The sequence below is a fragment of the Mycobacterium sp. ST-F2 genome (genome assembly GCF_001905655.1).
GTDB lineage: Bacteria > Actinomycetota > Actinomycetes > Mycobacteriales > Mycobacteriaceae > Mycobacterium.
The window spans coordinates 129826-154459 of the sequence record NZ_JMHT01000057.1 but is presented as its reverse complement, the minus strand read 5'-3'; the positions used below and the strand labels follow the sequence as shown (position 1 = coordinate 154459).

The following is a 24634-nucleotide window of genomic DNA, read 5'->3' as shown; positions in this document are numbered from 1 at the left end:
GGCCTACTCCTCGTGGTTCATGGTCGGATTCGGCCTCCGGCCTACTCCTCTGCGGCGTTCTTGTGGTCGCGGCTGATGTCCACCATGAAGTTGGCGAAGTAGCCCTTCAGCTGGGGGTCGCTCATCATCTGCCACCGCGGCGCCAGCAGCTTCATGTACCGCTCGACGTAGAGGAACTGCTTGCCGATCAGGACCAGCTCGCGAGGCAGCTTGACGTCGTACGCGTCCGCGAGGGCCGACAGCTGCTTGCCGATCTCGGCGTACGACAGGTCGCCCAGCGACTTCATGGTGAGCGGCGTGGCGAAGGCCTCCAGATCCTTGGCGGCCTGGCCTTCCGGCTTGACGGTGCCCACGGCACCCATCATCACCACGATGCGGCCGGCCGCGGCGTGATCCTTCGAGACCAGCAGGGCGTAGACGAGCTCGCGCAGCAGCCACCGGGTCCGCGGGTCGATGCGGCCCATGATGCCGAAGTCGAAGAAGACGATCTTGCCGTCCTTGTCGACGTGCAGGTTGCCGGCGTGCAGGTCGCCGTGGAACAGGCCGTGCTTGAGCCCGCCCTCGAAGACACTGAACAGCAGCGCCTTGACCAGTTCCTCGCCGTCGAACCCGGCCTTGCGGATGGCGGCGGCGTCGTCGATGCGGATGCCCTCGATGCGTTCCATGGTCAGCACGCGTTCGCTGGTCAGGTCCCAGTACACCTGGGCGACGCGGATGTTCTGGCCCAGCGGCGAGGCGTGCATGTGCGCCACCCAGGCGTCCATCGACTGCGCCTCGAGCCGGAAGTCGAGTTCCTCGGCGAGGTTGTCGGCGAAGTCGGCGACCACGTCCTGCGCGGACAGGCGCTGGCCCAGCTTGGCCAGCTCGGCGATCTGCGCGCCGCGCTTGAGGATCTGCAGATCGGCGGCGACGCGTCGGCGGATGCCGGGCCGCTGGATCTTGACGACGACCTCTTCGCCCGAATGCAGCGTCGCATAGTGCACCTGCGCGATCGAGGCGGATGCGAACGGCTCATCGTCGAAGCTGGCGAAGAGGTCGGCCGGGTCGCCGCCGAGCTCCTCACGCAGGAGCTTGTGGACCTCGTCCCTGTCGGCGGGCGGGACCCGGTCCAGCAGGCTGCGGAATTCCCGGCTCAGGGGCTCGCCGAAGGCACCGGGGCTGGACGCGATGATCTGGCCCAGCTTGACATACGTCGGGCCCAGGTCGGAGAAGGCCTGCGGAACCTGCTTGATCACCTTCTGCTGCAGGCTGCCCTTGGAGAAGGCGCTGCCGACGACGCGGACGCCGGTGCGGGCGATTTGCCACCCGGTGGCCCCGATGCGGGCGGCTTCGACGGGCAGCGGCACCCGGTCCAGCCGGGCACCCTCACGGTGCGGTGTCTTCGAACCCATGGGTGAAGTGTCTCAAAACCGCGGGTACTGCCAAAAAGGTGTGCCGTGGGTCACTCTGCGGCGGTGGCCTGTCAGACGAAGACGCTCTCGATATCGGCGCGGCTGCGGACCGGATCGTTGCCGGGCACGTACGCCGGGACGGTGTGCGGCGCCAGCTCCGGGTCGACGCCGCCTTTGACGCGGGCTTTGGCCTGACGGAATTCCGGGAACGGTCCGGCGGCGGTGTGCAGGCCGTTGATGATCGACCACACGACGGCGCGGCGGGCGGCGCGCTCGATGGGGTTGGGGTCGGTGTGGCCGAGCAGCTGCTTGGCCCACTTCGGCATGGTGTCGCGGACCGCCCAGTCGACGGCGCTCTGGGGCATCGGCAGGTTCGGCCCGGTGGCCATGGCGGCGCCGTGCGTCAGCGCCAGCCTGGGGAGGTAGGACTTCAGGCAGTCCAGGGTTTCGGCCTTGGTGGTGGGCAGGTCGGTGCCGCCGAGGGCGTGCCCGACGCGGACGAACTCGCCGTAATAGCGGTCAAGTTTCTTGCCGCGCAACGGGTTCGGGTGATAGAGCTCGTGCGCCGTGGCCAGGCCCCAGACCACGGTGGCGTAGTTCCAGCGCAGCCAGTCCGGGTCGTCGGCGTCGTAGGCGGCGCCGTCGGGGCGCACGCCTTTGATGGTGTGGTGGATGGCGCGCACCGTCCGGGCCAGGTTCTCTGCGGTCTCGGTGTTGCCGTAGGCGGTGCCGATGAAGAACGCGATGGAATGGCCCAACCGGACTGCCGCGCCCTTGGGGTCGACGACCGGAATGGCGTCGCCGTTCTCGTCGCGCTTGACCAGGCGCGAGTGGTGCATGCCCATCCAGTAGATGGACGGGTCGAGGCGCTCGATGAACGCGGCGCACTGCAGGCCGAAGACCAGGGCCTCGGTGTGGGAGTGCACGTGCCAGACGGCGCTGCCGGGCCCGAACCAGCCGGGATCCCCGGCGGGGCCGGCGAATTCCATGCCGCGGAAGTAGTTCCGCCGGATGGTCTGGTCGAACCGGTGCTGAAGCTGCTGCTCGATGAGCTGGTGCGGCAGGTACACGTCAAACCCCTTCTGGTCACGGCTGTAACCAGAATAGTATTTGGTGACAGGTGTGACCAGACCTAGGCTGTAGGGATGTCGACACCGACCAGGTGGGCGGGGATTCCGCTCGACGACCGTCGCGCCGAGCGGCGCGGGCTGCTGGTCGACGCGGCCTTCGAATTGTTCGGCTCCGGCGGCGAGACCGCGTTGTCGGTCCGTTCGGTGTGCCGCGAGTGCGGGCTCAACACCCGGTACTTCTACGAGAGCTTCGACGGCATCGACGACCTGCTGGGCGCCGTCTACGACAAGGTGAGCGTTGAACTGGCCGCGGTGGTCGACGCCGCGATCACCATCGCGGGCGACTCGGTGCGGGCACGGACCCGCGCCGGCATCGCCGCGGTGCTTGGCTTCGGGTCGGCCGATCCACGGCGTGGGCGGGTGTTGTTCACCGAAGCGCGCGCCAACCCCGTGCTGGCCGCCCGTCGGGCCGTCACGCAGGACCTGCTGCTTGATGCGGTACTGGCCGAGGGTGGCCGCCTGCACCCCGGATCGGATCCCGTCGCCGCGCGCGTCGGTGCGGCGATGTACACCGGCGCGATGGCCGAACTGGCCCAGCAGTGGCTGTCCGGTTCGCTGGGCACGGATCTGGACGCGGTGGTCGACGCGGCGCTGGCGCTGGTGCTGCGCTGAGCACGGCGAAATGGCTACCCGGGCTGTCCGCGAGCAGCCATTCCGCCGCTCTCGAGAGCGTTACTGGGCGGCGGGACGCCAGCGCTTGATGAACTCCGTCTCCGGCCACTCCTCCTCGGCGGCCAGCAGTTCGTACATGGTCGCGCGGTCGATCGATTCGCGGATGATGTCGGCGTGCCCGGCGTGCCGGGACAGCTCCTCGATGATGTGCATCCCGACCCAGCGCACCGTCCAGTGGTCGATGTCGGTGGGGAACCACGGCACCTCATGCGGGATCGGCACCAGGGCGTCCAGGTCGAGCTGGGCGAAGGCCTGCAGCGTCTTGGCGTTCTGCGCGCGCAGGGCGTCCAACAGGTCGCCGAGCTTCTCGTCCTCGCGCATGGTGAGCTGGTCCTCATGCTCGGCCATCTGCTCGGCCATCGGTCGCGTGTCGCGCGGCGGGAAGTCGGGTGCGGCTTCTGCGCGTGCGACCCAGCCGGCTTGAACGGCGGTGACGTGCTTGATGAGGCCGCCGACCGACAGGGCGCTCACCGACGGCGTCGAGCGGGCCTGTTCATCGGTCAGGCCGTGGGCGACGGCCGCGAAGGCGTCCTGCTGGAACGCGATGACGTTGATCAGGGTCTGACGCTCGTCGCCTGCGGGTGCGGGCAGTCCGGCCATGGCTAGTTCTCCTTCTCGGTGTGGGTGTAAAGGTCACGGATGCAGGCGATTTCCGCTCCGTGGTGGATGACTTCGCGATTGATGTGCAGCACCAGGGCGGCCATTGAGTAGTCAGCGTAGGGACCCTCGGCGGGTCCGCACGGCCGGGCCAGGGCGGAGGCGTCGAGGCCGCGGACTCCGGTGATCCAGTTCGCGTAGGCGGCGTCGAGCTGCTCCAGGGCGGTGCGGGCGTCGCGGGCGTAGGGCCACGACTGGTAGTCGGCCGGCGGTCCGCCGAAATGCGAGTGGTTCCGCATGGCCAGGACGCCGACGATGACGTGCGCCAGCCGCCAGGCGATGGTCGTGAACGGCTCGGGTTGCGGTGGCGGATAACTGAAGTCGATGGATCCGTCGGGGTGCAGGGTCCAGCAGCCGGGCACCGGCTCCCAGAAGTATTCGTCGTCGGTCAGTCCCTCGAGCCGGGGGCGCAGCTGGTGTTGCCAGTGCCAGTCGAGTTGGTCGGCCAGTTCTTCGGTCCGTTCTTCGGTCACATGAAGAGCCTGACATTCAATTAGGACTGTTTCTGTCCTATGAATGCGGCAGAGTGTTGTCATGTCCGAAACGACGAGCCGCGTGCTGCAACTGCTGGGCCTGCTGCAGGCGCGCCGGGTGTGGACGGGGCAGGAGCTGGCCGACCGGCTCGGCGTCACCGGGCGCAGCGTGCGCCGCGACATCGAGCGGCTGCGCGACCTCGGCTATCCGGTGCACGCCAGCAAGGGTCGCGACGGCGGCTATCAATTGGGTGCCGGTGCCGCGCTGCCGCCGCTGCTGCTCGATCCCGAAGAGGCCGTCGCGATGGCGGTGTGTCTGCGGCTGGCGGCCGGCGGCAGCGTCGCGGGTGTCGGGGAGTCGGCGCTGCGCGCCCTGTCCAAACTCGACCAGGTGATGCCGGCGCGCCTCCGGTCGCAGGTGTCCGCCGTGCACGACGCGACGGTGACGCTGACCGGCGGCGGCTCGGTCGAGGCGGTATCGCCCGACGACCTGATGGCGCTGGCCCGTGCCTGCCGCGACCACGAGCACATCCGGCTCGGCTACACCGATATCCGCGGCAACCGCACGGAGCGTCGGCTGGAGCCCTATCAACTCGTCACCACCGGGCGCCGCTGGTACCTGCTGGCGTACGACCGCGACAAGCAGGACTGGCGGACGCTGCGGCTGGACCGGATGGTCGACGTCAAGGCCGCGGGGACGACGTTCGCGCCGCGCCCGGCGCCCGATCCGGCGGAGTTCGTGCGCCAGGCCATCACGGCGTCGCCGTACCGCTACGTCGCGCGGGTCCGGTATGAGGCAGCCGAAAGTCAACTGGCGCAGATGTTTTCCGCGTCGTCGGCGCAGATCGAGGCGGACGGTCCGGACCGCTGCATCGTGACCGCCGGGGGAGACGACCCGGAGCGCATCGCGCTGTACCTGGCGATGCCGGGGTACCGGTTCGAGGTGCTCGAGCCGCCCGAGGTGATCGCCGCGGCCGGCGTGGTGGCCGACCGGTTGCGTGCGGCAATGCCGCCCGGCTGAGGGCAATTGCGCCGTATGGTGCAGGGGTGTCGACGGGACGACTCCTGCAGGTGACGGCGGTAGTTTCCACCGAGTTGTTCGTCGGGCCGGCCGATGAACCGCTGCAGATCGTGCGGGTGGACTACATCGACTGCGTCGAACCGACTCAGGTCGAGGTAGCCGGTGACGGGCTGAGCGGTGCAGCGATGGCACAACCCGGGGACGGCACGCTCGAGATTCCGGTCGCCGTCGATGCGCCCGTACCCGGTGAACACCGGGCTGCCCGCGTGGGCGACACCCCGTTCGAGTTCGTCGTCGCCGAGCCGGGCTGGACCATGCACATGATCAGCCACTTCCACTACGACCCGGTGTGGTGGAACACCCAGGCCGCCTACACCAGCGTCTGGACCGAGGACCCGCCCGGGCGGTGCCGGCAGACCAACGGCTTCGACCTGGTCACTGCACACCTCGAAATGGCAAGGCGGGAGCCGGAATACAAATTCGTGCTGGCCGAGGTCGACTACCTCAAACCCTACTGGGACACGCATCCGGAACAGCGGGCCCAACTGCGCGCGCTGCTGGCCGAGGGCCGCGTCGAGATCATGGGCGGCACCTACAACGAGCCGAACACCAACCTGACCAGTCCCGAGACCGCGATCCGGAACTTCGTGCACGGCATCGGTTTTCAACGTGACATCATGGGCGCCGCCCCGGCGACGGCCTGGCAGCTCGACGTCTTCGGGCACGATCCGCAGTTCCCGGGCATGGCTGCCGACGCCGGCCTGACCTCCAGCTCGTGGGCCCGCGGCCCGCATCACCAGTGGGGCCCGATGCACCGTGACGGTGACCCCGAGCGCATGCAGTTCGCCAGTGAATTCGACTGGATCGCACCGTCGGGCCGGGGCCTGCTGACCCACTACATGCCGGCGCACTACGCGGCCGGCTGGTGGATGGATTCGTCGGCGTCGCTGCGGGAGGCCGAGGACGCGACATACGCGACGTTCGCGAAACTGAAAAAGGTTGCGCTGACCCGCAATGTGCTCCTGCCGGTGGGCACCGACTACACCCCGCCCAACAAATGGGTGACCGAGATCCATCGCGACTGGGCGGTGCGCTACACGTGGCCGCGCTTCGTCTGCGCACTGCCGCGCGAGTTCTTCGCCGCGGTGCGTGCCGAACTCGACGCCGGCGGCAGCCAGCCGTCCCCGCAGACACGGGACATGAACCCGATCTACACGGGCAAGGACGTGTCGTACATCGACACGAAACAGGCCAACCGTGCCGCGGAGCACGCGGTGCTGGAGGCCGAACGGTTCGCGGTGTTCGCCGGACTGCTCGCCGGCGCCACCTATCCGCAAGCGGCCCTGGCCAAAGCCTGGGTGCAACTGGCCTACGGTGCCCACCACGACGCCATCACCGGATCGGAATCCGATCAGGTGTACCTCGACCTGCTCACCGGCTGGCGTGACGCCTGGGAGCTCGGCCGGACTGCCCGGGACACCGCCGTGGCGCTGCTGTCCCGTGCCGTCGACGGTGACATCGTGGTCTGGAACCCCTTGGCGCACAGCCGAACCGACGTTGTCACGGTGCACCTCGATGAGCCGGTGCGGGGTTCGGTGGTCGACACCGACGGCACCCCGGTGCCGGTCCTGATCGAGGACGATGGCCGCACCGTCACCTGGCTCGCGCAGGACGTGCCGTCGTTGGGATGGCGCGGGTACCGGCTCGACGGAGAGCCGGCCGGCTCATCGTGGGCACCGATACCCGGCACCACCATCAGCAGCGACCGCTACGGCGCCACCGTCGACCCCGACCGCGGCGGCGCGGTGTCGTCGCTGTTCCGCGAGGGCGTCGAATTGATCGGCGCGGGCCAGGTCGGCAACGAGATCGCCGTCTACGACGAACATTCCGCACACCCCACCGAACATGAGGGGCCCTGGCACCTTCTGCCCAAGGGGCCGGTGGTGGGCTCTGCCGAACAACCGGCCGAGTCGGTGCAGGCCTACCGCAGCGCGCTGGGGGAGCGGTTGGTGGTCACCGGCCGCATCGGTGACGTGCTGCGCTACACCCAGACCGTCACGCTGTGGCAGGGCGTGGACCGGGTGGACTGCCGCACCGTGATCGACGAATTCACCGGAGCCGACAAGCTGCTCCGGTTGCGCTGGCCGTGTCCGGTGCCGGGTGCCATGCCGGTCAGCGAGGTCGGCGACGCGGTGATCGGCCGAGGTTTCGGGCTGCTGCACCAACGGGATTCGCACGATGCGGTCGACACCGCGGACCACCCGTACACCTTGGACAACCCCGCCTACGGATGGTTCGGGCTGTCATCGGCGGTGCAGGTCCGGGTGCACGACGCGAACGGGGAACACGTGCGTGCGGTATCGGTCGCCGAAGTGGTGGCGCCGCATGCTGCTGACCCGGACGTGCCGACCCGCGAGCTGATGGTCGCGCTGGTCCGCGCCGGGGTGACGGCCACCTGCAGCAGTGCCGACAAACCGCGCTATGGCGACCTCGCCGTCGACTCCAACCTGCCCGACGCGCGCATCGCGCTCGGCGGGCCCGACGAGAACGCCTTCACCGCAGCCGTTTTGGCTGCCGCCGACCCGTGCTACGCCGCGGAACTGCAGCGCCGGCTGGCCGTCGGCGCCGTCCGGCTCTGGGTGCCCGCCGATGCCGATCTGGTGCGGCGCTGGGTTCCCGGCGCAGACCTGACGGGCGTGCGGGCGCTGCCGGTGCTGATCGTCGCCGGGCCCGGCGCCACCGGGGATCTCATCGCCGCCCTCGCCGGTGCCGAGGTCGGCGTCGAGCAGGACGCCGCGGCCGGTATCGGACCGTTCGATGCCCGGACCGTGGCCGTATTGAACCGGGGCGTACCGGGTTTCGCCGTCGAACCGGATGGTGTCCTGCATACCTCGCTGATGCGGTCGTGCACCGGCTGGCCGTCGGGCACCTGGATCGACCCGCCACGCCGGACCGCACCCGACGGCTCGAACTTCCAACTCCAGCACTGGACCCACACCTTCGACTACGCCCTCGTGGCCGGTGACGGTGACTGGCGCGCCGCGGGCATCCCGGGCCGCAGCGCCGAGTACTCGCAGCCGCTGCTCGCGGTGCACACCGACCATCCCGCGGTGGCGGGCGGGTTGCCCTGCACCGGTTCACTATTGGGTGTCGAACCGGCGTCCGACGTGACGCTGGCGGCACTGAAAGCCACGGGGAACCCGATCGCCGCGGGCCGCAGCGTGCCGGTCGACCCGCGGTCGGGCATCACGCTGCGTCTGGTGCAGACCTCGGGACGGCCGACCGAGGTCAACGTCACCTCGGGACTCCGGCACCTCGACGACGTCGAACGGCTGGACCTCCTCGAACAACCGATTGCCGGCGGAAAAGACCTGCGGCTGCACGGTTTCGAGATCGCCACCGTGCGGGCCCGGCTCGACCTGCCGCACGTTCTCAACGGCGACCACGTCACCCTGGCGCCGGATGCCGAAGTCGCCCAACCGGTTTACGCCCGGTACTGGCTGCACAACCGCGGCCCGGCGCCGCTGGGCGGACTGCCCGCGGTAGCCCACGTGCACCCCACCGAAACAACCGGCGCACCGGGTGCGTCCGTACAACTGCGCGTCACCGCCGCCAGCGACTGCACCGACGCCGCCTTGCACGGCCGGGTCCGGGTGCTGTGCCCCGACGGCTGGTCGGCCACCCCGGACGAGCTGCCCTTCGTCCTGCCTCCGGGCGGCTACCTGGAAACCGAAGTGCAGCTGGACCTTCCGGCCGACGTCGCCGCCGGCCGGTATCCGGTGCGCGTCGAGCTGGCGGTCACCGGTGGCGACAAGCATCACCAGATTCCGGCCGCATGGCGTCAGATGGTCGAGGACGTCTGCGTCGTCACCGTCGGCGAGCCCGGCGACGCCCCGCTGCTGCGGCTGGTCGAGGAGCCTCAACCGGTCGACGTCGTCGCCGGTGCACATGCCGACCTGAGCGTCATCGTCGGCTCCGCCGCGGGGGCGCCACTGAGCCTGGAAGCGCACCTGATCAGTCCGTGGGGGACGTGGGAATGGTTGGGGCCGGGTGTGCTCGGGGCCGACGTCCCGGCGGGCGGCACCGTCGCGTTCGACTTCGACGTGGCGCCGCCGCCGTGGGTCGGGCCGGGGCAGTGGTGGGCGCTGGTTCGGATCGCGGCCGCCGGCCGGGTGCTCTACACCCCGGCGGTATCGGTGCGGGTCCGATGACCGGGGTCGCGTACGTCGCCACGGTCTCCGGCAGGCGGATTCCCGTCACCGCCCTCGACGACCGTGAATCATGTTTGCGGGCAAGCACATTGGCCCCATCGTTGCCGCCGGCCGGGACCAGTGAGGGCCGGCAGTTGCGGCGCTGGCTGACGCAGCTGCTCGTCGCCGACGAGGTGGTGCGGGTGGCCGCCGATGAACTGGGGGTCGCCGAAACGGACGCGCCGACCGAAGCCGACCTGCTGCCCGACGCCGCCGCCCGCATGGAACTCGGCAGCATCGCCGCGGCCGCCCTCGAAAAGCCCCTGGCGCGAGCGCTGTTTATCCGCGTGACCGCGGACGTTCAGATCTCGGGTGTCGACGTCGAGGCCTACCACGCCCGCAACCCTCTGCGGTTCGCTCCGCCCGTACCCGGAGCCGACGGCTGGTCCAGCGCGCCGGCAGTCGCCCCGGCGCTGGAACAGGTCCGGCCGCAGATCACCGCGCACCTGCTGGCGTCGGCGTGCCGCCGCGCCTTCCGGCATTGGCTCGACGCCCGGCGCGCGGAGTCCGTGCAGCTGGCGCACGGATACGAACACCCCGGCGACCCGCGCCAGCCCGACCACGTCCACCGGCACTGAGGCCGTGATGTCCGACCTGACGCTCGCCCTCGACATCGGCGGCACCAAGATCGCCGGCGCGCTCGTCGACGCGGACGGCACGCTGGTGCACCGCGAGCAGCTGCCGACACCGCACGCCGATGCCGAAGAGGTGTGGGCGACGGTCGAGGTGTTGGTCGGCAACGCCCTCGCCGCCGCGGCCGGGCGCCGGGTGTGCGGCGTCGGTGTCGGGTCGGCTGGGCCCATCGATCTGCCGGGCGGGACCATCAGCCCGATCAATATCGCCTGCTGGCAACGGTTTCCGATCGTCCAGCGGGTGGCTGACCGAAGCGGCCTGCCGGTGCGCCTCGGCGGTGACGGCTTGTGCATGGCCATGGGCGAGTGGTGGTGCGGTGCCGGGCGCGGCGCCGACTTCATGCTCGGCATGGTGGTGTCGACGGGTATCGGCGGCGGGCTGGTGCTGGACGGTGCGCCGTACCACGGCCGCACCGGCAACGCAGGCCATGTCGGGCACGTCGTGGTGGAACCCGACGGCGCGCCGTGCGCCTGCGGTGGCCACGGCTGCGTCGAGACGGTGGCGTCGGGTCCGCATCTGGCGCGGTGGGCGCACGACCACGGGTGGGACGCTCCCGCCGAGGCCGACGCGAAGGCCCTCGCCGAGGCCGCCGGCCGTGGCGACGTGGTGGCGATCCAGGCGTTCGCCCGCGGTGCCGACGCGATCGCCGCGGCCATCGCGTCGACGGCGGCGGTGTGCGACCTGGATTTGGTGGTGCTGGGCGGTGGAGTGGCGAAAGCGGGGGAGGTGCTGTTCGGGCCGTTACGCGCGGCCCTGGACCGCTACGCCGGGCTCGCCTTCCTGCGCGGCCTGCGGGTGGTGCCCGCCGAACTCGGCGGTGACGCCGGGCTTGTCGGCGCGGCCGCATTGTGGCGGGCCTGAGCGGCGCGACGCGCCATGTCCTTGCGGCCCCAGTCGCACAACGCGCCGAGCACCGGTCCCAGCGTCTTGCCGTAGTCGGAGATCGAATAGTGCACGCACGGCGGCACGGTGCCCGCGTCGTGACGCTCGATGATGCCGTCGTCGACCAACTCGTGCAGGTGCCGGATGAGCATGCGCTCGGTCATGTCCGGGATGCTGCGCCGGAGCTCGGCGGTGCGCATCGGCCCGTCCGCGAGCCGCCACAGGATGGTGCCCTTCCAGCGGCCGTCGATGACGGACAGCGCGGCGTCGATGGGGCACTCGCCGATCTCTTTCTTCGACACCGCCATGATCGCGCTCCTCGGGTCGCTACTGACTAATTTGTCAGTACCTTGTTATTTGTCAGTTTAGTGACCAGGCTCGATGCCATGGAGCCCATTGCCCAGATTGTCACCGTGATCGTCGTCGGCACACTCGTCGGAGTCGAGTTCGGCGTCGCCGCGTTCACCAATCCGATCCTGGAACAGCTGCCCGACGCCGCCTACCGCCAGGCCCGCGCGACCGGCAGTCGAATCCTCGGGACGGTGATGCCGTTCTGGTACGCCGCCGCAGCCGCGCTGCTGATCGCCGATGCCGTCCTCGCTCCGTCGTTCCTATCTGTCGCCGCCGTCGCGCTCATGGGGGTGGTGATGGTCCTGACGCTGACCACGCTGGTCCCGATCAACCACCGGGTCGCGGCGTGGGCGGGTGCCGGTCCCGACGAGGTGCCGACGAATCGCGCGCTGGCCCAGCGCTGGGATCGGTTGCACTGGCTGCGGGTCACGGTGCTGCTTGCGGCGTTCGTCCTGGTCGCACTGCCGAGGTGACCGCGATGGGCCGTCGGTCGGGAACGTAGACCCCCAAGTTAGGCAAGACTTAGCTAAGTTGATCTTGATGAACGGTTGGCGAACATCGTGCCGATCGACTGCAGGATCGGACTTAGTGAGGTACAGGCATGCGCGTCGTCTTCTTCGGTTTCCAGACGTGGGGGGTCAAGACGCTGCAGGCGCTGATCGACCTGGGGCACGAGGTACCCATGGTGGTCACGCATCCGACCAGCACGGATTCGTACAAGGCGATCTTTTCGGACTTGGTCGAGGAACTCGCCCAGGCGCACGACATCCCGGTCCACCTGACCATGCGGGCCGACCACGAGACCATCGATCTGGTCAAGCGCTCCGAGCCCGACGTCATCGTCGTCAACAGCTGGTACACGCGGATGACGGACGAGCTGTACGACCTGCCGCCGTTCGGCACACTGAACATGCACGACTCCCTGCTGCCGAAGAACACCGGTTTCTCCCCGGTGCTGTGGTCGCTGATCAGCGGTGAACCGGAGATCGGCCTGACCATCCACCGCATGAACGCCGAACTCGACGCCGGCGACATCCTGGTCCAGCGCTCGCTGGCCATCGGCCCGGCCGACACCGGCACCGAGCTGGTGATGCGCGGCATCGGCCTGATCCCGAGCGCCCTCGACGAGGCACTCACCGCGCTGGAAACCGGCACCGCGCAATGGCGGCCGCAGGCGAAGTCCGAGCGGACCTACTTCCACAAGCGCTCCGAGCGCGACAGCCTGATCGACTGGAGCTGGCCCGCCGAGGACCTGGAGCGCCTGGTCCGTGCACTGTCGGTGCCCTACCCACCCGCGTTCACCTTCTATCGCGGGGAGCGGATCGAAGTGCTGGAGTCCAAGGTCTCCGAAATCCGTTACGGCGGGTCGCCGGGCCGCGTGATCGCGCAGGAGGGCGGCGGCGCGGTCGTGTGCGGACCCAGTGCGCACCGCGGCCAGAACCGTGCGCTCGTGATCACCCGGGTCCGCGCGGCCGACGGCACCGAACACGCGGGCGACGTGTTCTTCCGCCGTGGCGGCTACCTGACCGGTGAGGCCGAACTCGCCGGAGCGATGTGATGTCGCCGAGCACGTGGGCGGCGGCGACGGTGCGTCGCCGCCTGGTCGCGTTGATGCCGCTGCTGATGATGAGGAAGGTGCTCTACCTCTTCATGATCCGGCGGTGGGGCAACTTCGCCGCGCCGACCACCTTCAACGAGAAGGTCAACTGGCGGATCTTCAACGATCGGCGGGACCGGATCGTCAAGGCCTGCGACAAGATGTGGATGAAGGAGATGGCCCGGGCGGCCTACCCGGGCGCGAACCTGCGCATCCCCGCCACCTACTGGTCGGGCACCGACCTGCGGGACGCCCCTGATCTCACGACGCTGCCGCCGTGGGTCCTCAAACCGAATCACAGCAGCGGGCACGCGCTGTTCGGGCCGGATCCGCAGACCGGCCTGCAGACCCTCCGCAAGCGGACCGCGCGCTGGTTCGAGCGGACGCCGCTGGAACTCGGGGAGTGGGGCTACAGCGAAGCCCGTCCGTTGCTGCTGCTCGAGGAACGCATCCCGACCCCGGACGGCGAAGCGCCCGTCGACTACAAATTCTTCGTCTTCGACGGCCGCGTCGAGCTGATCCAGGTGAACCGCGGCCGGTTCGGAAACAAGCAGACCACCACCTTTCTGGACGCCGACTGGCGTCAGCTGCCGGTGCGCTGGCGCATTCACCCGGTCGCGCCCGAGGAACGGCCCGTCGAGCTGGACAAGATGCTGGAGATCGCGAGCATCCTGGGCGCCGACTGGGATTTCATCCGCATCGACCTCTACGCCGTCGACGGCGACGTGTGGTTCGGTGAGTACACGCCCTACCCCGGTACCGGCATGCTGCGGTACCAGCCGATGAGCTTCGACCTCGAGCAGGGCCGGCAGTGGCAGCTGCCGACCCCGGACGAGGTTCGCCGCGGGCAGCCCTAGCCCGCGGCACCGGCGTTTCGAGCCGTTTTGGCTGATCGGCAGGCCATCGGCTACTCTGATCCAGTTCCACCGAAGACCGTCGGTCACCGATGAGCCGCTTGCGCGAAGAGTAAGTAGCTCGGCAATCGGTTGAAGGTTCCGGATTTTCCGGGCGGCCCACGCAGGAGGACGAGGTTTTCAGAGATTTTGTTTCTGCGCGCCCCGACCTTTCTGTGTCGGGGCGCTTTGCATTTCCGACCTCGATCGAAGCCGAATCTCCGGCAGTCTCCAGTGGGCCGATGAATACACCACAAGGAGGCATGTATGGCCACGGCTGATAAAGCCACTGCGGTCGCTGACATCGCCGAACAGTTCAAGGCCTCGACGGCCACTGTCGTGACCGAGTACCGCGGTCTGACGGTTGCCAATCTCGCCGAGCTGCGTCGCTCCCTTGGTGCTTCCGCGACCTACACCGTCGCCAAGAACACCCTGGTCAAGCGCGCTGCCTCGGAGGCCGGGATCGAAGGCCTCGACGACCTGTTCGCAGGTCCGACCGCCATCGCGTTCATCACCGGCGAGCCGGTCGATGCCGCGAAGGCACTCAAGAAGTTCGCGAAGGATCACAAGCAGCTCGTCATCAAGGGCGGCTACATGGACGGCGCTGCGCTGTCCGTGGCCCAGGTCGAGAAGATCGCCGACCTCGAGTCGCGCGAGGTGCTGCTGTCCAAGCTGGCCGGCGCCATGAAGGCCAAGCAGTCCCAGACCGCGGCGCTGTTCGTTGCGCCCGCGTCTCAGATTGCCCGCCTGGCGGCCGCTCTGCAGGACAAGAAGGCCGCCGAAGACTCGGCTGCCTGACCCACCCCACAACCACCAAAAAAGAACTAAGGAAGGACCATTCACATGGCCAAGCTGTCCACCGAAGAACTGCTCGACGCGTTCAAGGAAATGACCCTGCTGGAGCTCTCGGAGTTCGTGAAGCAGTTCGAGGAGACCTTCGACGTCACCGCCGCCGCTCCGGTCGCCGTTGCCGCCGTCGGTGCCGCTCCCGCCGCCGCTGAGGCCGGCGAAGAGCAGTCCGAGTTCGACGTCATCCTCGAGGGTGCCGGCGACAAGAAGATCGGCGTCATCAAGGTCGTCCGCGAGATCGTTTCCGGCCTGGGCCTGAAGGAAGCCAAGGACCTGGTCGACGGCGCCCCCAAGCCGCTGCTGGAGAAGGTCTCGAAGGAGGCCGCCGACGACGCCAAGGCCAAGCTCGAGGCCGCCGGCGCTTCGGTGTCCGTCAAGTAAGTTCGCCAGAACTGACGTTTTCCCCCGGAGTCCCTTGCGGACTCCGGGGGATTTCGCTTTTCAGGGGTATAAATCGGGGCATCTCTGACCATTTGGGGGACGATGGGGTAGTTGGCTCCGCATCCATCAGAGTGACTTTTCGGCGGGCGGTCCGATAGTTGGAACAAGGTGCATCAGCTCGCGAACGATGCGCTACAGTGACTCAAGCCACAGGCAGGGCAGCAGATGGCGCGCGAGCGCTGGCGGAAGGGATCTCACATGGGCGTCCAAATCGACGTAACAGGACTGAGCAAGTCCTTCGGGTCGTCGAAGATCTGGGAAGACGTCACTTTGACCATCCCCGCCGGCGAGGTCAGCGTCATGCTGGGCCCGTCCGGTACCGGTAAGTCGGTGTTCCTGAAGTCGCTGATCGGTTTGCTGCGTCCTGAGCGGGGGTCGATCGTCATCGACGGCACTAACATCATCGAGTGCTCGGCCAAGGAGCTGTACGAGATCCGGACCCTGTTCGGTGTGCTGTTCCAGGACGGCGCGCTGTTCGGTTCGATGAATATCTACGACAACACGGCGTTCCCGCTGCGTGAGCACACCAAGAAGTCCGAGTCGGAGATCCGCAAGATCGTGATGGAGAAGCTCGACATTGTGGGTATGCCCAATGACGGGCATAAGTTCCCGGGCGAGATCTCTGGTGGTATGCGCAAGCGTGCCGGCCTGGCGCGGGCATTGGTGTTGGACCCGAAGATCATCCTGGTCGATGAGCCGGACTCGGGTCTGGACCCCGTGCGTACGGCCTACCTGTCGCAGTTGTTGATCGACATCAACGCCCAGATCGACGCGACGGTGCTGATCGTTACCCACAACATCAACATCGTGCGTACGGTGCCGGACAACATCGGCATGCTCTACCGCAAGCACCTGGTCATGTTCGGCCCCCGTGAGGTGCTGTTGACCAGTGAGGAGCCGGCGGTCAAGCAGTTCCTCAACGGTCGTCGTATCGGCCCCATCGGTATGTCCGAGGAGAAGGACGCCGCGACCGCTGCCGCCGAGCAGGCCGCGATCGACGCCGGTCACTCCGATGGTGGTGTCGAGGAGATCGAGGGTGTGCCGCCGCAGATCGCCGTCACCCCGGGTATGCCCGTGCGCCAGGCGGTGGCTCGTCGTCAGGCTCGGGTGCGGTCGATCCTGCACACCCTGCCGCCCGCCGCGCAGGCCGCCATCCTCGAGGACCTCAACAAGAACGGCAACGCCGACGACCCGGTGACCGCACAGATTCCGCGGGCCTGATCCGCAGAACGTCGAGAATCGCGCCCGGGCTGAGTCAGCCCGGGCGCGATTTGTTTCGGCGGGGGCATGCACACGGACTGCGAAATCTGCGCTCAGCGGGTGCTGAGTGCGCCGTGGAGGCGTTGCGAAAGGGCGGGCGGCCGGTGATCTTGGTCACGGCGCGTCCGTCGGCGACGGCGTGCGGGTGGCGCCGCGCGGCCTGCTGCGTCACGATGAGAGCGCCCCGGTTCGCGATTTGCCGGTAAAACTCCACACCAAACACCGTGGCAACCCTTGACTGACGCCCGCAAACGGGCCAATCTGTTGGGCAGCATGTATTCGAGGGTGACGGACGCCAGCCAGCGTCAACCGATCAAACCCTTGATTCCGCATGCCGTGGTTGAGGAATACGCCGTCCTACGCTAATGTTGGACGTTGCGCTGGCTGCATCCTGCCCACCTCACCCGCACCTGACACCTTCTAGCCTGAGCGTTGCTCAGTGATCTAGACGCGTGCCCTGTGTCTTGTAAGGCCCGGACTGTGAGAACGCCAGCCGGACCCACGCAGATAGCGCGGCAATTCGGACCGGTTTCGACCGGCACCGAAATGGTCGCATCAGGTGCTGGAAGGACGCATCTTGGCAGTCTCTCGCGAGAGCAAGTCAGTAGATTCCAACAACTCCGTCCCAGGAGCGCCGAACCGAGTCTCGTTCGCCAAGCTGCGCGAACCGCTTGAGGTTCCGGGCCTCCTCGACGTTCAGACGGATTCCTTCGAGTGGCTGATCGGCTCGGACCGCTGGCGCTCGAAGGCAGTCGATCGCGGCGACATCAACCCGGTCGGAGGCCTCGAAGAGGTCCTCGCCGAGCTGTCGCCGATCGAGGACTTCGCCGGCACCCTGTCGCTGAGCTTCTCCGACCCGCGTTTCGACGAGGTCAAGGCTCCGGTCGACGAGTGCAAGGAAAAGGACCAGACGTACGCGGCCCCGCTGTTCGTCACGGCTGAGTTCATCAACAACACCACCGGCGAGATCAAGAGCCAGACGGTCTTCATGGGTGACTTCCCGATGATGACCGAAAAGGGCACCTTCATCATCAACGGCACCGAGCGCGTCGTCGTGTCGCAGCTCGTCCGTTCGCCCGGTGTGTACTTCGACGAGTCCATCGACAAGGCCACCGAGAAGACGCTGCACAGCGTCAAGGTCATCCCGGGCCGCGGTGCGTGGCTGGAGTTCGACGTCGACAAGCGCGACACCGTCGGTGTCCGCATCGACCGCAAGCGTCGCCAGCCTGTCACCGTGCTGCTGAAGGCGCTCGGCTGGACCAACGAGCAGATCCGCGAGCGCTTCGGCTTCTCCGAGATCATGATGGGCACCCTCGAGAAGGACCCGACCGCCGGTCCCGACGAGGCGCTGCTGGACATCTACCGGAAGCTGCGCCCGGGCGAGCCCCCGACCAAGGAGTCGGCGCAGACCCTGCTGGAGAACTTGTTCTTCAAGGAGAAGCGTTACGACCTGGCCCGGGTGGGCCGGTACAAGGTCAACAAGAAGCTGGGTCTGCACGACGGCAACCCGGCTCAGGTGACCGCGACGACGCTGACCGAAGAGGACATCGTCGCCACCATCGAGTACCTGGTGCGCCTGCACGACGGTGACACCAAGATGACCGCCCCCGGCGGTGTCGAGGTGCCCGTCGAGGTCGACGACATCGACCACTTCGGCAACCGTCGTCTGCGTACCGTGGGCGAGCTGATCCAGAACCAGATCCGGGTCGGCCTGTCGCGCATGGAGCGCGTCGTCCGCGAGCGCATGACCACGCAGGACGTCGAGGCGATCACCCCGCAGACCCTGATCAACATCCGTCCCGTCGTGGCGGCGATCAAGGAGTTCTTCGGCACCAGCCAGCTGTCGCAGTTCATGGACCAGAACAACCCGCTGTCGGGTCTGACCCACAAGCGTCGTCTGTCGGCGCTGGGCCCCGGTGGTCTGTCCCGTGAGCGCGCCGGCCTCGAGGTCCGCGACGTCCACTCGTCGCACTACGGCCGTATGTGCCCCATCGAGACCCCTGAAGGCCCGAACATCGGTCTGATCGGCTCGCTGTCGGTGTACGCGCGGGTGAACCCGTTCGGCTTCATCGAGACCCCGTACCGCAAGGTCGTCGACGGCATCGTCACCGATCAGATCGACTACCTGACCGCCGACGAGGAGGACCGCCACGTCGTGGCGCAGGCCAACTCGCCGCTGGACGAGAACGGTCACTTCACCGAGGAGAAGATCCTCGTCCGTCGTAAGGGCGGCGAGGTCGAGTTCGTCTCGGCGAACGACGTCGACTACATGGACGTCTCGCCGCGCCAGATGGTGTCGGTCGCGACCGCGATGATCCCGTTCCTGGAGCACGACGACGCCAACCGCGCCCTCATGGGTGCGAACATGCAGCGTCAGGCGGTTCCGCTGGTGCGCAGCGAGGCCCCGCTGGTCGGTACCGGCATGGAGCTGCGTGCCGCCATCGACGCCGGTGACGTCGTCGTCGCCGACAAGTCGGGTGTCATCGAAGAGGTCTCCGCCGACTACGTCACCGTCATGGCTGACGACGGCTCGCGGCACACCTACCGGATGCGCAAGTTCAACCGCTCGAACCACGGCACCTGCGCCAACCAGCGCCCGATCGTGGACTCGGGTCAGCGTGTCGAGGCCGGCCAGGTCATCGCCGACGGCCCCTGCACCGAGAACGGTGAGATGGCCCTCGGTAAGAACCTGCTCGTGGCGGTCATGCCGTGGGAAGGCCACAACTACGAGGACGCCATCATCCTCTCGCAGCGCCTGGTGGAGCAGGACGTGCTGACGTCCATCCACATCGAGGAGCACGAGATCGATGCCCGTGACACCAAGCTGGGCGCCGAGGAGATCACCCGGGACATCCCGAACGTCTCCGATGAGGTGCTGGCTGACCTCGACGAGCGCGGCATCGTCCGCATCGGCGCCGAGGTCCGCGACGGCGACATCCTGGTCGGCAAGGTCACCCCGAAGGGTGAGACCGAGCTGACCCCGGAAGAGCGCCTGCTGCGTGCCATCTTCGGTGAGAAGGCCCGTGAGGTCCGCGACACCTCGCTGAAGGTGCCGCACGGTGAGTCCGGCAAGGTCATCGGCGTCCGCGTGTTCTCGCGCGAGGACGACGACGATCTGCCCGCCGGTGTCAACGAGCTGGTCCGCGTCTACGTGGCCCAGAAGCGCAAGATCTCCGACGGTGACAAGCTCGCCGGCCGCCACGGCAACAAGGGCGTCATCGGCAAGATCCTGCCGATCGAGGACATGCCGTTCATGCCTGATGGCACCCCGGTGGACATCATCCTGAACACGCACGGTGTGCCGCGTCGTATGAACATCGGCCAGATCCTGGAAACCCACCTCGGGTGGGTCGCCAAGGCCGGCTGGAACATCGAGGGCGAGCCGGAGTGGGCAGCGAACCTGCCCGAAGGCATGCACAGCGCGCCGCGCGACAGCATCGTCGCCACCCCGGTGTTCGACGGTGCCCGCGAGAACGAGCTGCAGGGCCTGCTGGGCTCGACGCTGCCGAACCGCGACGGCGACGTCATGGTCGACGCCGACGGCAAGGCCACGCTGTTCGACGGTCGTTCGGGCGAGCCGTTCCCGTACCCGGTCACGGTCGGCTACATGTACATCCTGAAGCTGCACCACTTGGTCGACGACAAGATTCACGCGCGTTCGACCGGCCCGTACTCGATGATCACCCAGCAGCCGCTCGGTGGTAAGGCGCAGTTCGGTGGCCAGCGGTTCGGTGAGATGGAGTGCTGGGCCATGCAGGCCTACGGTGCGGCGTACACGCTGCAGGAGCTGCTGACCATCAAGTCCGACGACACCGTCGGTCGCGTGAAGGTCTACGAGGCGATCGTCAAGGGCGAGAACATTCCCGAGCCGGGTATCCCGGAGTCGTTCAAGGTTCTGCTCAAGGAACTCCAGTCGCTGTGCCTCAACGTCGAGGTGCTGTCTTCCGACGGCGCCGCGATCGAGATGCGCGACAGCGACGACGAGGACCTGGAGCGCACCGCCGCGAACCTGGGTATCAACCTGTCGCGCAACGAGTCCGCGTCGGTCGAAGACCTCGCCTAAGTCCATCCGCAAGTAGTCAGCTTTTTCTGATTCATACACCCGCAAGGGGAAAGGGAGTTACGTGCTAGACGTCAACTTCTTCGATGAACTCCGCATCGGCCTGGCCACCGCGGAGGACATCCGTAACTGGTCTTTCGGCGAGGTCAAGAAGCCTGAGACCATCAACTACCGCACGCTCAAGCCCGAAAAGGACGGCCTGTTCTGCGAGAAGATCTTCGGACCGACTCGCGACTGGGAGTGCTACTGCGGTAAGTACAAGCGCGTCCGCTTCAAGGGCATCGTCTGCGAGCGCTGTGGCGTCGAGGTGACTCGCGCCAAGGTGCGTCGTGAGCGCATGGGCCACATCGAGCTGGCCGCTCCGGTCACCCACATCTGGTACTTCAAGGGCGTTCCGTCGCGCTTGGGCTACCTGCTGGACCTGGCCCCGAAGGATCTGGAAAAGATCATCTACTTCGCGGCGTACGTCATCACCTCGGTCGACACCGAGATGCGGCACAACGAGCTGTCCACGCTCGAGGCCGAGATGGTCGTCGAGAAGAAGGCTGTCGAAGACCAGCGTGATCTGGACCTGGCCGAGCGCGCGCAGAAGCTCGAGCAGGACCTGGCCGAGCTGGAGAAGGAAGGCGCCAAGTCCGACGTCCGCCGCAAGGTGCGCGACGGTGGCGAGCGCGAGATGCGTCAGCTCCGCGACCGGGCCCAGCGTGAGCTGGACCGGCTCGACGAGATCTGGACCACCTTCACCAAGCTGGCCCCGAAGCAGCTCATCGTCGACGAGGTGCTGTACCGCGAGCTGCAGGACCGCTACGGCGAGTACTTCACCGGCGCCATGGGTGCCGAGTCGATCAAGAAGCTCATCGAGACCTTCGACATCGACGCCGAGGCCGAGTCGCTGCGCGACACCATCAAGAACGGCAAGGGCCAGAAGAAGCTGCGCGCCCTCAAGCGTCTGAAGGTCGTCGCGGCGTTCCAGCAGTCCGGCAACTCGCCCATGGGCATGGTGCTCGACGCCGTTCCGGTGATCCCGCCGGAGCTGCGCCCGATGGTTCAGCTGGACGGTGGCCGCTTCGCGACCTCCGACCTGAACGACCTGTACCGCCGCGTCATCAACCGCAACAACCGGTTGAAGCGACTGATCGACCTCGGTGCGCCCGAGATCATCGTCAACAACGAGAAGCGCATGCTGCAGGAGTCTGTGGACGCGCTGTTCGACAACGGCCGTCGTGGCCGGCCGGTCACCGGTCCGGGCAACCGTCCGCTCAAGTCGCTGTCCGACCTGCTCAAGGGCAAGCAGGGCCGCTTCCGTCAGAACCTGCTGGGTAAGCGCGTCGACTACTCGGGCCGTTCGGTCATCGTGGTCGGCCCGCAGCTCAAGCTGCACCAGTGTGGTCTGCCGAAGCTCATGGCCCTCGAGCTGTTCAAGCCGTTCGTGATGAAGCGTCTGGTCGACCTGAACCACGCGCAGAACATCAAGAGCGCCAAGCGCATGGTCGAGCGTCAGCGTCCCCAGGTGTGGGATGTCCTCGAAGAGGTCATCGCCGAGCACCCGGTGCTGCTGAACCGTGCACCTACGCTGCACCGCCTGGGTATCCAGGCCTTCGAGCCGCAGCTGGTGGAAGGCAAGGCCATCCAGCTGCACCCGCTGGTGTGTGAGGCGTTCAACGCCGACTTCGACGGTGACCAGATGGCCGTGCACCTCCCGCTGTCCGCGGAGGCGCAGGCTGAGGCGCGCATCCTGATGCTGTCGTCGAACAACATCCTGTCGCCGGCCTCGGGCCGTCCGCTCGCCATGCCGCGTCTGGACATGGTGACCGGTCTGTTCTTCCTGACCACCCAGATCGACGGTGACACCGGCGAATTCGTGGCGGCCACCAAGGACAGCGCCGAGCAGGGCGTCTACAGCAGCCCGGCCGAGGCCATCATGGCCATGGACCGCGGTGCGCTGTCGGTGCGCGCGAAGATCAAGGTCCGGTTGACGCACCTGCGCCCGCCGGCCGAGATCGAGGCCCAGCTGTTCGAGAACGGCTGGAAGCCGGGCGACGCGTGGACCGCGGAGACCACCCTGGGCCGCGTGCTCTTCAACGAGCTGCTGCCGAAGGGCTACCCGTTCGTCGACAAGCAGATGCACAAGAAGGTCCAGGCGGCGATCATCAACGATCTCGCCGAGCGCTACCCGATGATCGTCGTGGCGCAGACCGTCGACAAGCTGAAGGACGCCGGCTTCCACTGGGCCACCCGCTCGGGCGTGACGGTCTCCATGGCCGACGTTCTGGTGCCGCCGCAGAAGCAGGAGATCCTGGAGCGCTACGAGGGCCAGGCCGACGCGATCGAGAAGAAGTACCAGCGCGGCGGTCTGAACCACGACGAGCGCAACGAGTCGCTGGTCAAGATCTGGCAGCAGGCCACGGAAGAGGTCGGTAAGGCGCTGGAGGACTACTACCCGGCGGACAACCCGATCATCACGATCGTGAAGTCGGGCGCCACGGGTAACCTCACGCAGACCCGCACCCTGGCCGGCATGAAGGGTCTGGTGACGAACCCGAAGGGTGAGTTCATCCCGCGGCCCATCAAGTCGTCCTTCCGCGAGGGCCTGACGGTGTTGGAGTACTTCATCAACACCCACGGTGCTCGTAAGGGTCTGGCCGATACCGCTCTGCGTACCGCCGACTCGGGCTACCTGACCCGTCGTCTGGTCGACGTGTCGCAGGACGTCATCGTCCGCGAGACCGACTGTGAGACGGAGCGCGGCGTCATCGTCACCCTGGCCGAGGTCCAGGCCGACGGTTCGCTGGTGCGCGACGCCCATGTCGAGACCTCCGCGTACGCGCGGACCCTCGCCACGGACGCGGTCGATGCGAACGGCAACGTCGTCGTCGAGCGCGGCCACGATCTCGGTGACCCGGCGATCGAGGCACTGCTGGCCGCGGGTATCGCGACGGTCAAGGTGCGCTCGGTGCTGACCTGTGCCACCGGCACCGGCGTCTGCGCCAAGTGCTACGGCCGCAGCATGGCCACCGGCAAGCTGGTCGACATCGGCGAGGCCGTCGGCATCGTCGCCGCCCAGTCCATCGGTGAGCCCGGTACTCAGCTGACGATGCGTACCTTCCACCAGGGTGGTGTTACCGGTGGCGCCGACATCGTCGGTGGTCTGCCGCGGGTTCAGGAGCTGTTCGAGGCCCGCGTGCCCCGCAACGTCGCTCCGATCGCCGACGTGGCCGGCCGGGTGCAGCTGGAAGAGGACGACAAGTTCTACAAGATCACCATCGTTCCCGACGATGGTGGCGAGGAAGTCGTCTACGACAAGCTGCCGCGTCGTAACCGTCGCCTGCGCGTCTTCAAGCACGACGACGGCACCGAGCGCCTGTTGGCCGATGGTGACCACGTCGAGGTCGGCCAGCAGCTCATGGAGGGTTCGGCGAACCCCCACGAGGTGCTCCGCGTCCAGGGCCCCCGCGAGGTGCAGATTCACCTCGTCAAGGAGGTCCAGGAGGTCTACCGCGCTCAGGGTGTGTCGATCCACGACAAGCACATCGAGGTCATCGTCCGGCAGATGCTGCGTCGCGTGACCATCATCGACTCGGGCTCGACGGAGTTCCTGCCCGGTTCGCTGACCGAGCGCAGCGAGTTCGAGACCGAGAACCGTCGCGTCGTGGCCGAGGGCGGCGAGCCCGCGGCCGGACGTCCGGTGCTGATGGGTATCACGAAGGCATCGCTGGCCACGGACTCGTGGCTGTCGGCGGCGTCGTTCCAGGAGACCACTCGCGTGCTGACCGATGCGGCCATCAACTGCCGTAGCGACAAGCTGCAGGGTCTGAAGGAGAACGTGATCATCGGTAAGTTGATCCCGGCTGGTACGGGTATCAACCGGTACCGCAACATCCAGGTTCAGCCGACCGAGGAAGCCCGCGCTGCGGCGTACACGATCCCGTCCTACGAGGATCAGTACTACAGCCCGGACTTCGGTCAGGCCACCGGTGCTGCCGTGCCGCTGGATGACTACGGCTACAGCGACTACCGCTAGCTGGTCACAAGAAAGCCCCCGCTTCGGCGGGGGCTTTTTTGTTGCCGTGCGCC

18 protein-coding genes are annotated in these 24634 nt (G+C 67.5%); 13 read left to right on the top strand and 5 right to left on the bottom strand.

The window, feature by feature from the left end; translation table 11 throughout:
- Positions 1-41: 41 nt before the first annotated feature.
- Positions 42-1391 carry an ABC1 kinase family protein gene (locus EB75_RS20240; protein ID WP_073697053.1) on the bottom strand — a complete coding sequence of 450 codons (1350 nt, stop codon included), beginning with the start codon at positions 1389-1391 and terminating at the stop codon, positions 42-44.
- A 71-nt stretch (positions 1392-1462) separates the two neighbouring features.
- Positions 1463-2461 (bottom strand): oxygenase MpaB family protein, encoded by a 999-nt coding sequence (locus EB75_RS20235; protein WP_073697052.1) that lies wholly within the window; start codon positions 2459-2461, stop codon positions 1463-1465.
- Positions 2462-2536: 75 nt separating this feature from the next.
- Between EB75_RS20235 and EB75_RS20230 the strand changes: the two genes are divergently transcribed.
- Positions 2537-3133, top strand: a complete 597-nt coding sequence (locus tag EB75_RS20230; RefSeq protein WP_073697051.1) for a TetR/AcrR family transcriptional regulator — start codon at positions 2537-2539, stop codon at positions 3131-3133.
- Between the two features lie 60 nt (positions 3134-3193).
- Here the strand turns inward: EB75_RS20230 and EB75_RS20225 are convergent, their stop codons facing one another.
- Both EB75_RS20225 and EB75_RS20220 read right to left on the bottom strand, forming a co-directional pair.
- On the bottom strand, positions 3194-3793 hold the full coding sequence (locus tag EB75_RS20225; protein WP_073697050.1) for a DinB family protein: 600 nt from the start codon (positions 3791-3793) through the stop codon (positions 3194-3196).
- Between the two features lie 2 nt (positions 3794-3795).
- A complete protein-coding gene (locus EB75_RS20220; RefSeq protein WP_073697049.1) occupies positions 3796-4323 on the bottom strand; it encodes a DinB family protein in 528 nt (175 codons plus the stop codon).
- A 61-nt stretch (positions 4324-4384) separates the two neighbouring features.
- Here EB75_RS20220 and EB75_RS20215 point away from each other — a divergent pair, with 61 nt between their 5' ends.
- From EB75_RS20215 to EB75_RS20200, 4 genes are read left to right on the top strand one after another with little or no spacing between them, the layout of a single operon-like run.
- Positions 4385-5344: a helix-turn-helix transcriptional regulator gene (locus tag EB75_RS20215; protein WP_073697048.1), complete on the top strand. Its 960-nt coding sequence runs from the start codon at positions 4385-4387 to the stop codon at positions 5342-5344.
- 44 nt (positions 5345-5388) lie between these two features.
- Complete coding sequence (locus tag EB75_RS20210; RefSeq protein WP_073697069.1) at positions 5389-9555, top strand: glycoside hydrolase family 38 N-terminal domain-containing protein; 4167 nt, start codon at positions 5389-5391, stop codon at positions 9553-9555.
- Positions 9552-10172 (top strand): DUF7158 domain-containing protein, encoded by a 621-nt coding sequence (locus tag EB75_RS20205; protein ID WP_073697070.1) that lies wholly within the window; start codon positions 9552-9554, stop codon positions 10170-10172. Before EB75_RS20210 ends, EB75_RS20205 begins: the two co-directional genes overlap by 4 nt.
- A gap of 7 nt (positions 10173-10179) precedes the next feature.
- Positions 10180-11088, top strand: coding sequence for an ROK family protein (locus EB75_RS20200; RefSeq protein ID WP_073697047.1), 909 nt, complete (start codon positions 10180-10182; stop codon positions 11086-11088).
- Here EB75_RS20200 and EB75_RS20195 read toward each other — a convergent pair.
- Entirely contained in the window at positions 10989-11417 is a 429-nt protein-coding gene (locus EB75_RS20195; RefSeq protein WP_073697046.1) for a winged helix-turn-helix transcriptional regulator, read from the bottom strand. The genes EB75_RS20200 and EB75_RS20195 overlap by 100 nt on opposite strands.
- 78 nt (positions 11418-11495) lie before the next feature.
- On the opposite strand from EB75_RS20195, the gene EB75_RS20190 reads away from it, so the two are divergent.
- The 8 genes from EB75_RS20190 to EB75_RS20155 all read left to right on the top strand — a co-directional run bounded on the left by EB75_RS20190 (position 11496) and on the right by EB75_RS20155 (position 24581).
- Positions 11496-11933 carry an anthrone oxygenase family protein gene (locus EB75_RS20190; protein WP_073697068.1) on the top strand — a complete coding sequence of 146 codons (438 nt, stop codon included), beginning with the start codon at positions 11496-11498 and terminating at the stop codon, positions 11931-11933.
- 128 nt (positions 11934-12061) lie between these two features.
- The gene (locus tag EB75_RS20185) at positions 12062-13018 is read left to right on the top strand and encodes a methionyl-tRNA formyltransferase (protein WP_073697045.1); all 957 of its coding nucleotides are present in this window, start codon (positions 12062-12064) and stop codon (positions 13016-13018) included.
- The gene (locus tag EB75_RS20180; protein WP_073697044.1) at positions 13018-13914 is read left to right on the top strand and encodes an ATP-grasp fold amidoligase family protein; all 897 of its coding nucleotides are present in this window, start codon (positions 13018-13020) and stop codon (positions 13912-13914) included. The genes EB75_RS20185 and EB75_RS20180 overlap by 1 nt, the downstream gene beginning before the upstream one ends.
- A 303-nt stretch (positions 13915-14217) precedes the next feature.
- Positions 14218-14748, top strand: coding sequence for a 50S ribosomal protein L10 (rplJ, locus tag EB75_RS20175; protein ID WP_073697043.1), 531 nt, complete (start codon positions 14218-14220; stop codon positions 14746-14748).
- 45 nt (positions 14749-14793) lie between these two features.
- Positions 14794-15180, top strand: a complete 387-nt coding sequence (gene rplL / locus EB75_RS20170) for a 50S ribosomal protein L7/L12 (protein WP_073697042.1) — start codon at positions 14794-14796, stop codon at positions 15178-15180.
- 258 nt (positions 15181-15438) lie between these two features.
- A complete protein-coding gene (locus EB75_RS20165) occupies positions 15439-16461 on the top strand; it encodes an ABC transporter ATP-binding protein (RefSeq protein ID WP_073697067.1) in 1023 nt (340 codons plus the stop codon).
- 616 nt (positions 16462-17077) lie between these two features.
- Positions 17078-20563, top strand: coding sequence for a DNA-directed RNA polymerase subunit beta (gene rpoB, locus EB75_RS20160; RefSeq protein ID WP_168176077.1), 3486 nt, complete (start codon positions 17078-17080; stop codon positions 20561-20563).
- Between the two features lie 61 nt (positions 20564-20624).
- Complete coding sequence (locus tag EB75_RS20155; protein WP_073697040.1) at positions 20625-24581, top strand: DNA-directed RNA polymerase subunit beta'; 3957 nt, start codon at positions 20625-20627, stop codon at positions 24579-24581.
- The last annotated feature ends 53 nt before the right edge of the window (positions 24582-24634 follow it).

Bases quoted from the DNA above. Each gene is read 5' to 3' on its own strand.
- EB75_RS20195 (WP_073697046.1), bottom strand. From the start codon at position 11,417: ATGGCGGTGTCGAAGAAAGAGATCGGCGAGTGCCCCATCGACGCCGCG.
- EB75_RS20185 (WP_073697045.1), top strand. From the start codon at position 12,062: ATGCGCGTCGTCTTCTTCGGTTTCCAGACGTGGGGGGTCAAGACGCTG.
- rplL (WP_073697042.1), top strand. From the start codon at position 14,794: ATGGCCAAGCTGTCCACCGAAGAACTGCTCGACGCGTTCAAGGAAATG.
- EB75_RS20225 (WP_073697050.1), bottom strand. From the start codon at position 3,793: ATGGCCGGACTGCCCGCACCCGCAGGCGACGAGCGTCAGACCCTGATC.
- EB75_RS20230 (WP_073697051.1), top strand. From the start codon at position 2,537: ATGTCGACACCGACCAGGTGGGCGGGGATTCCGCTCGACGACCGTCGC.
- EB75_RS20180 (WP_073697044.1), top strand. From the start codon at position 13,018: ATGTCGCCGAGCACGTGGGCGGCGGCGACGGTGCGTCGCCGCCTGGTC.
- EB75_RS20190 (WP_073697068.1), top strand. From the start codon at position 11,496: ATGGAGCCCATTGCCCAGATTGTCACCGTGATCGTCGTCGGCACACTC.
- EB75_RS20200 (WP_073697047.1), top strand. From the start codon at position 10,180: ATGTCCGACCTGACGCTCGCCCTCGACATCGGCGGCACCAAGATCGCC.
- rplJ (WP_073697043.1), top strand. From the start codon at position 14,218: ATGGCCACGGCTGATAAAGCCACTGCGGTCGCTGACATCGCCGAACAG.
- EB75_RS20240 (WP_073697053.1), bottom strand. From the start codon at position 1,391: ATGGGTTCGAAGACACCGCACCGTGAGGGTGCCCGGCTGGACCGGGTG.
- EB75_RS20165 (WP_073697067.1), top strand. From the start codon at position 15,439: ATGGGCGTCCAAATCGACGTAACAGGACTGAGCAAGTCCTTCGGGTCG.
- EB75_RS20205 (WP_073697070.1), top strand. From the start codon at position 9,552: ATGACCGGGGTCGCGTACGTCGCCACGGTCTCCGGCAGGCGGATTCCC.
- EB75_RS20215 (WP_073697048.1), top strand. From the start codon at position 4,385: ATGTCCGAAACGACGAGCCGCGTGCTGCAACTGCTGGGCCTGCTGCAG.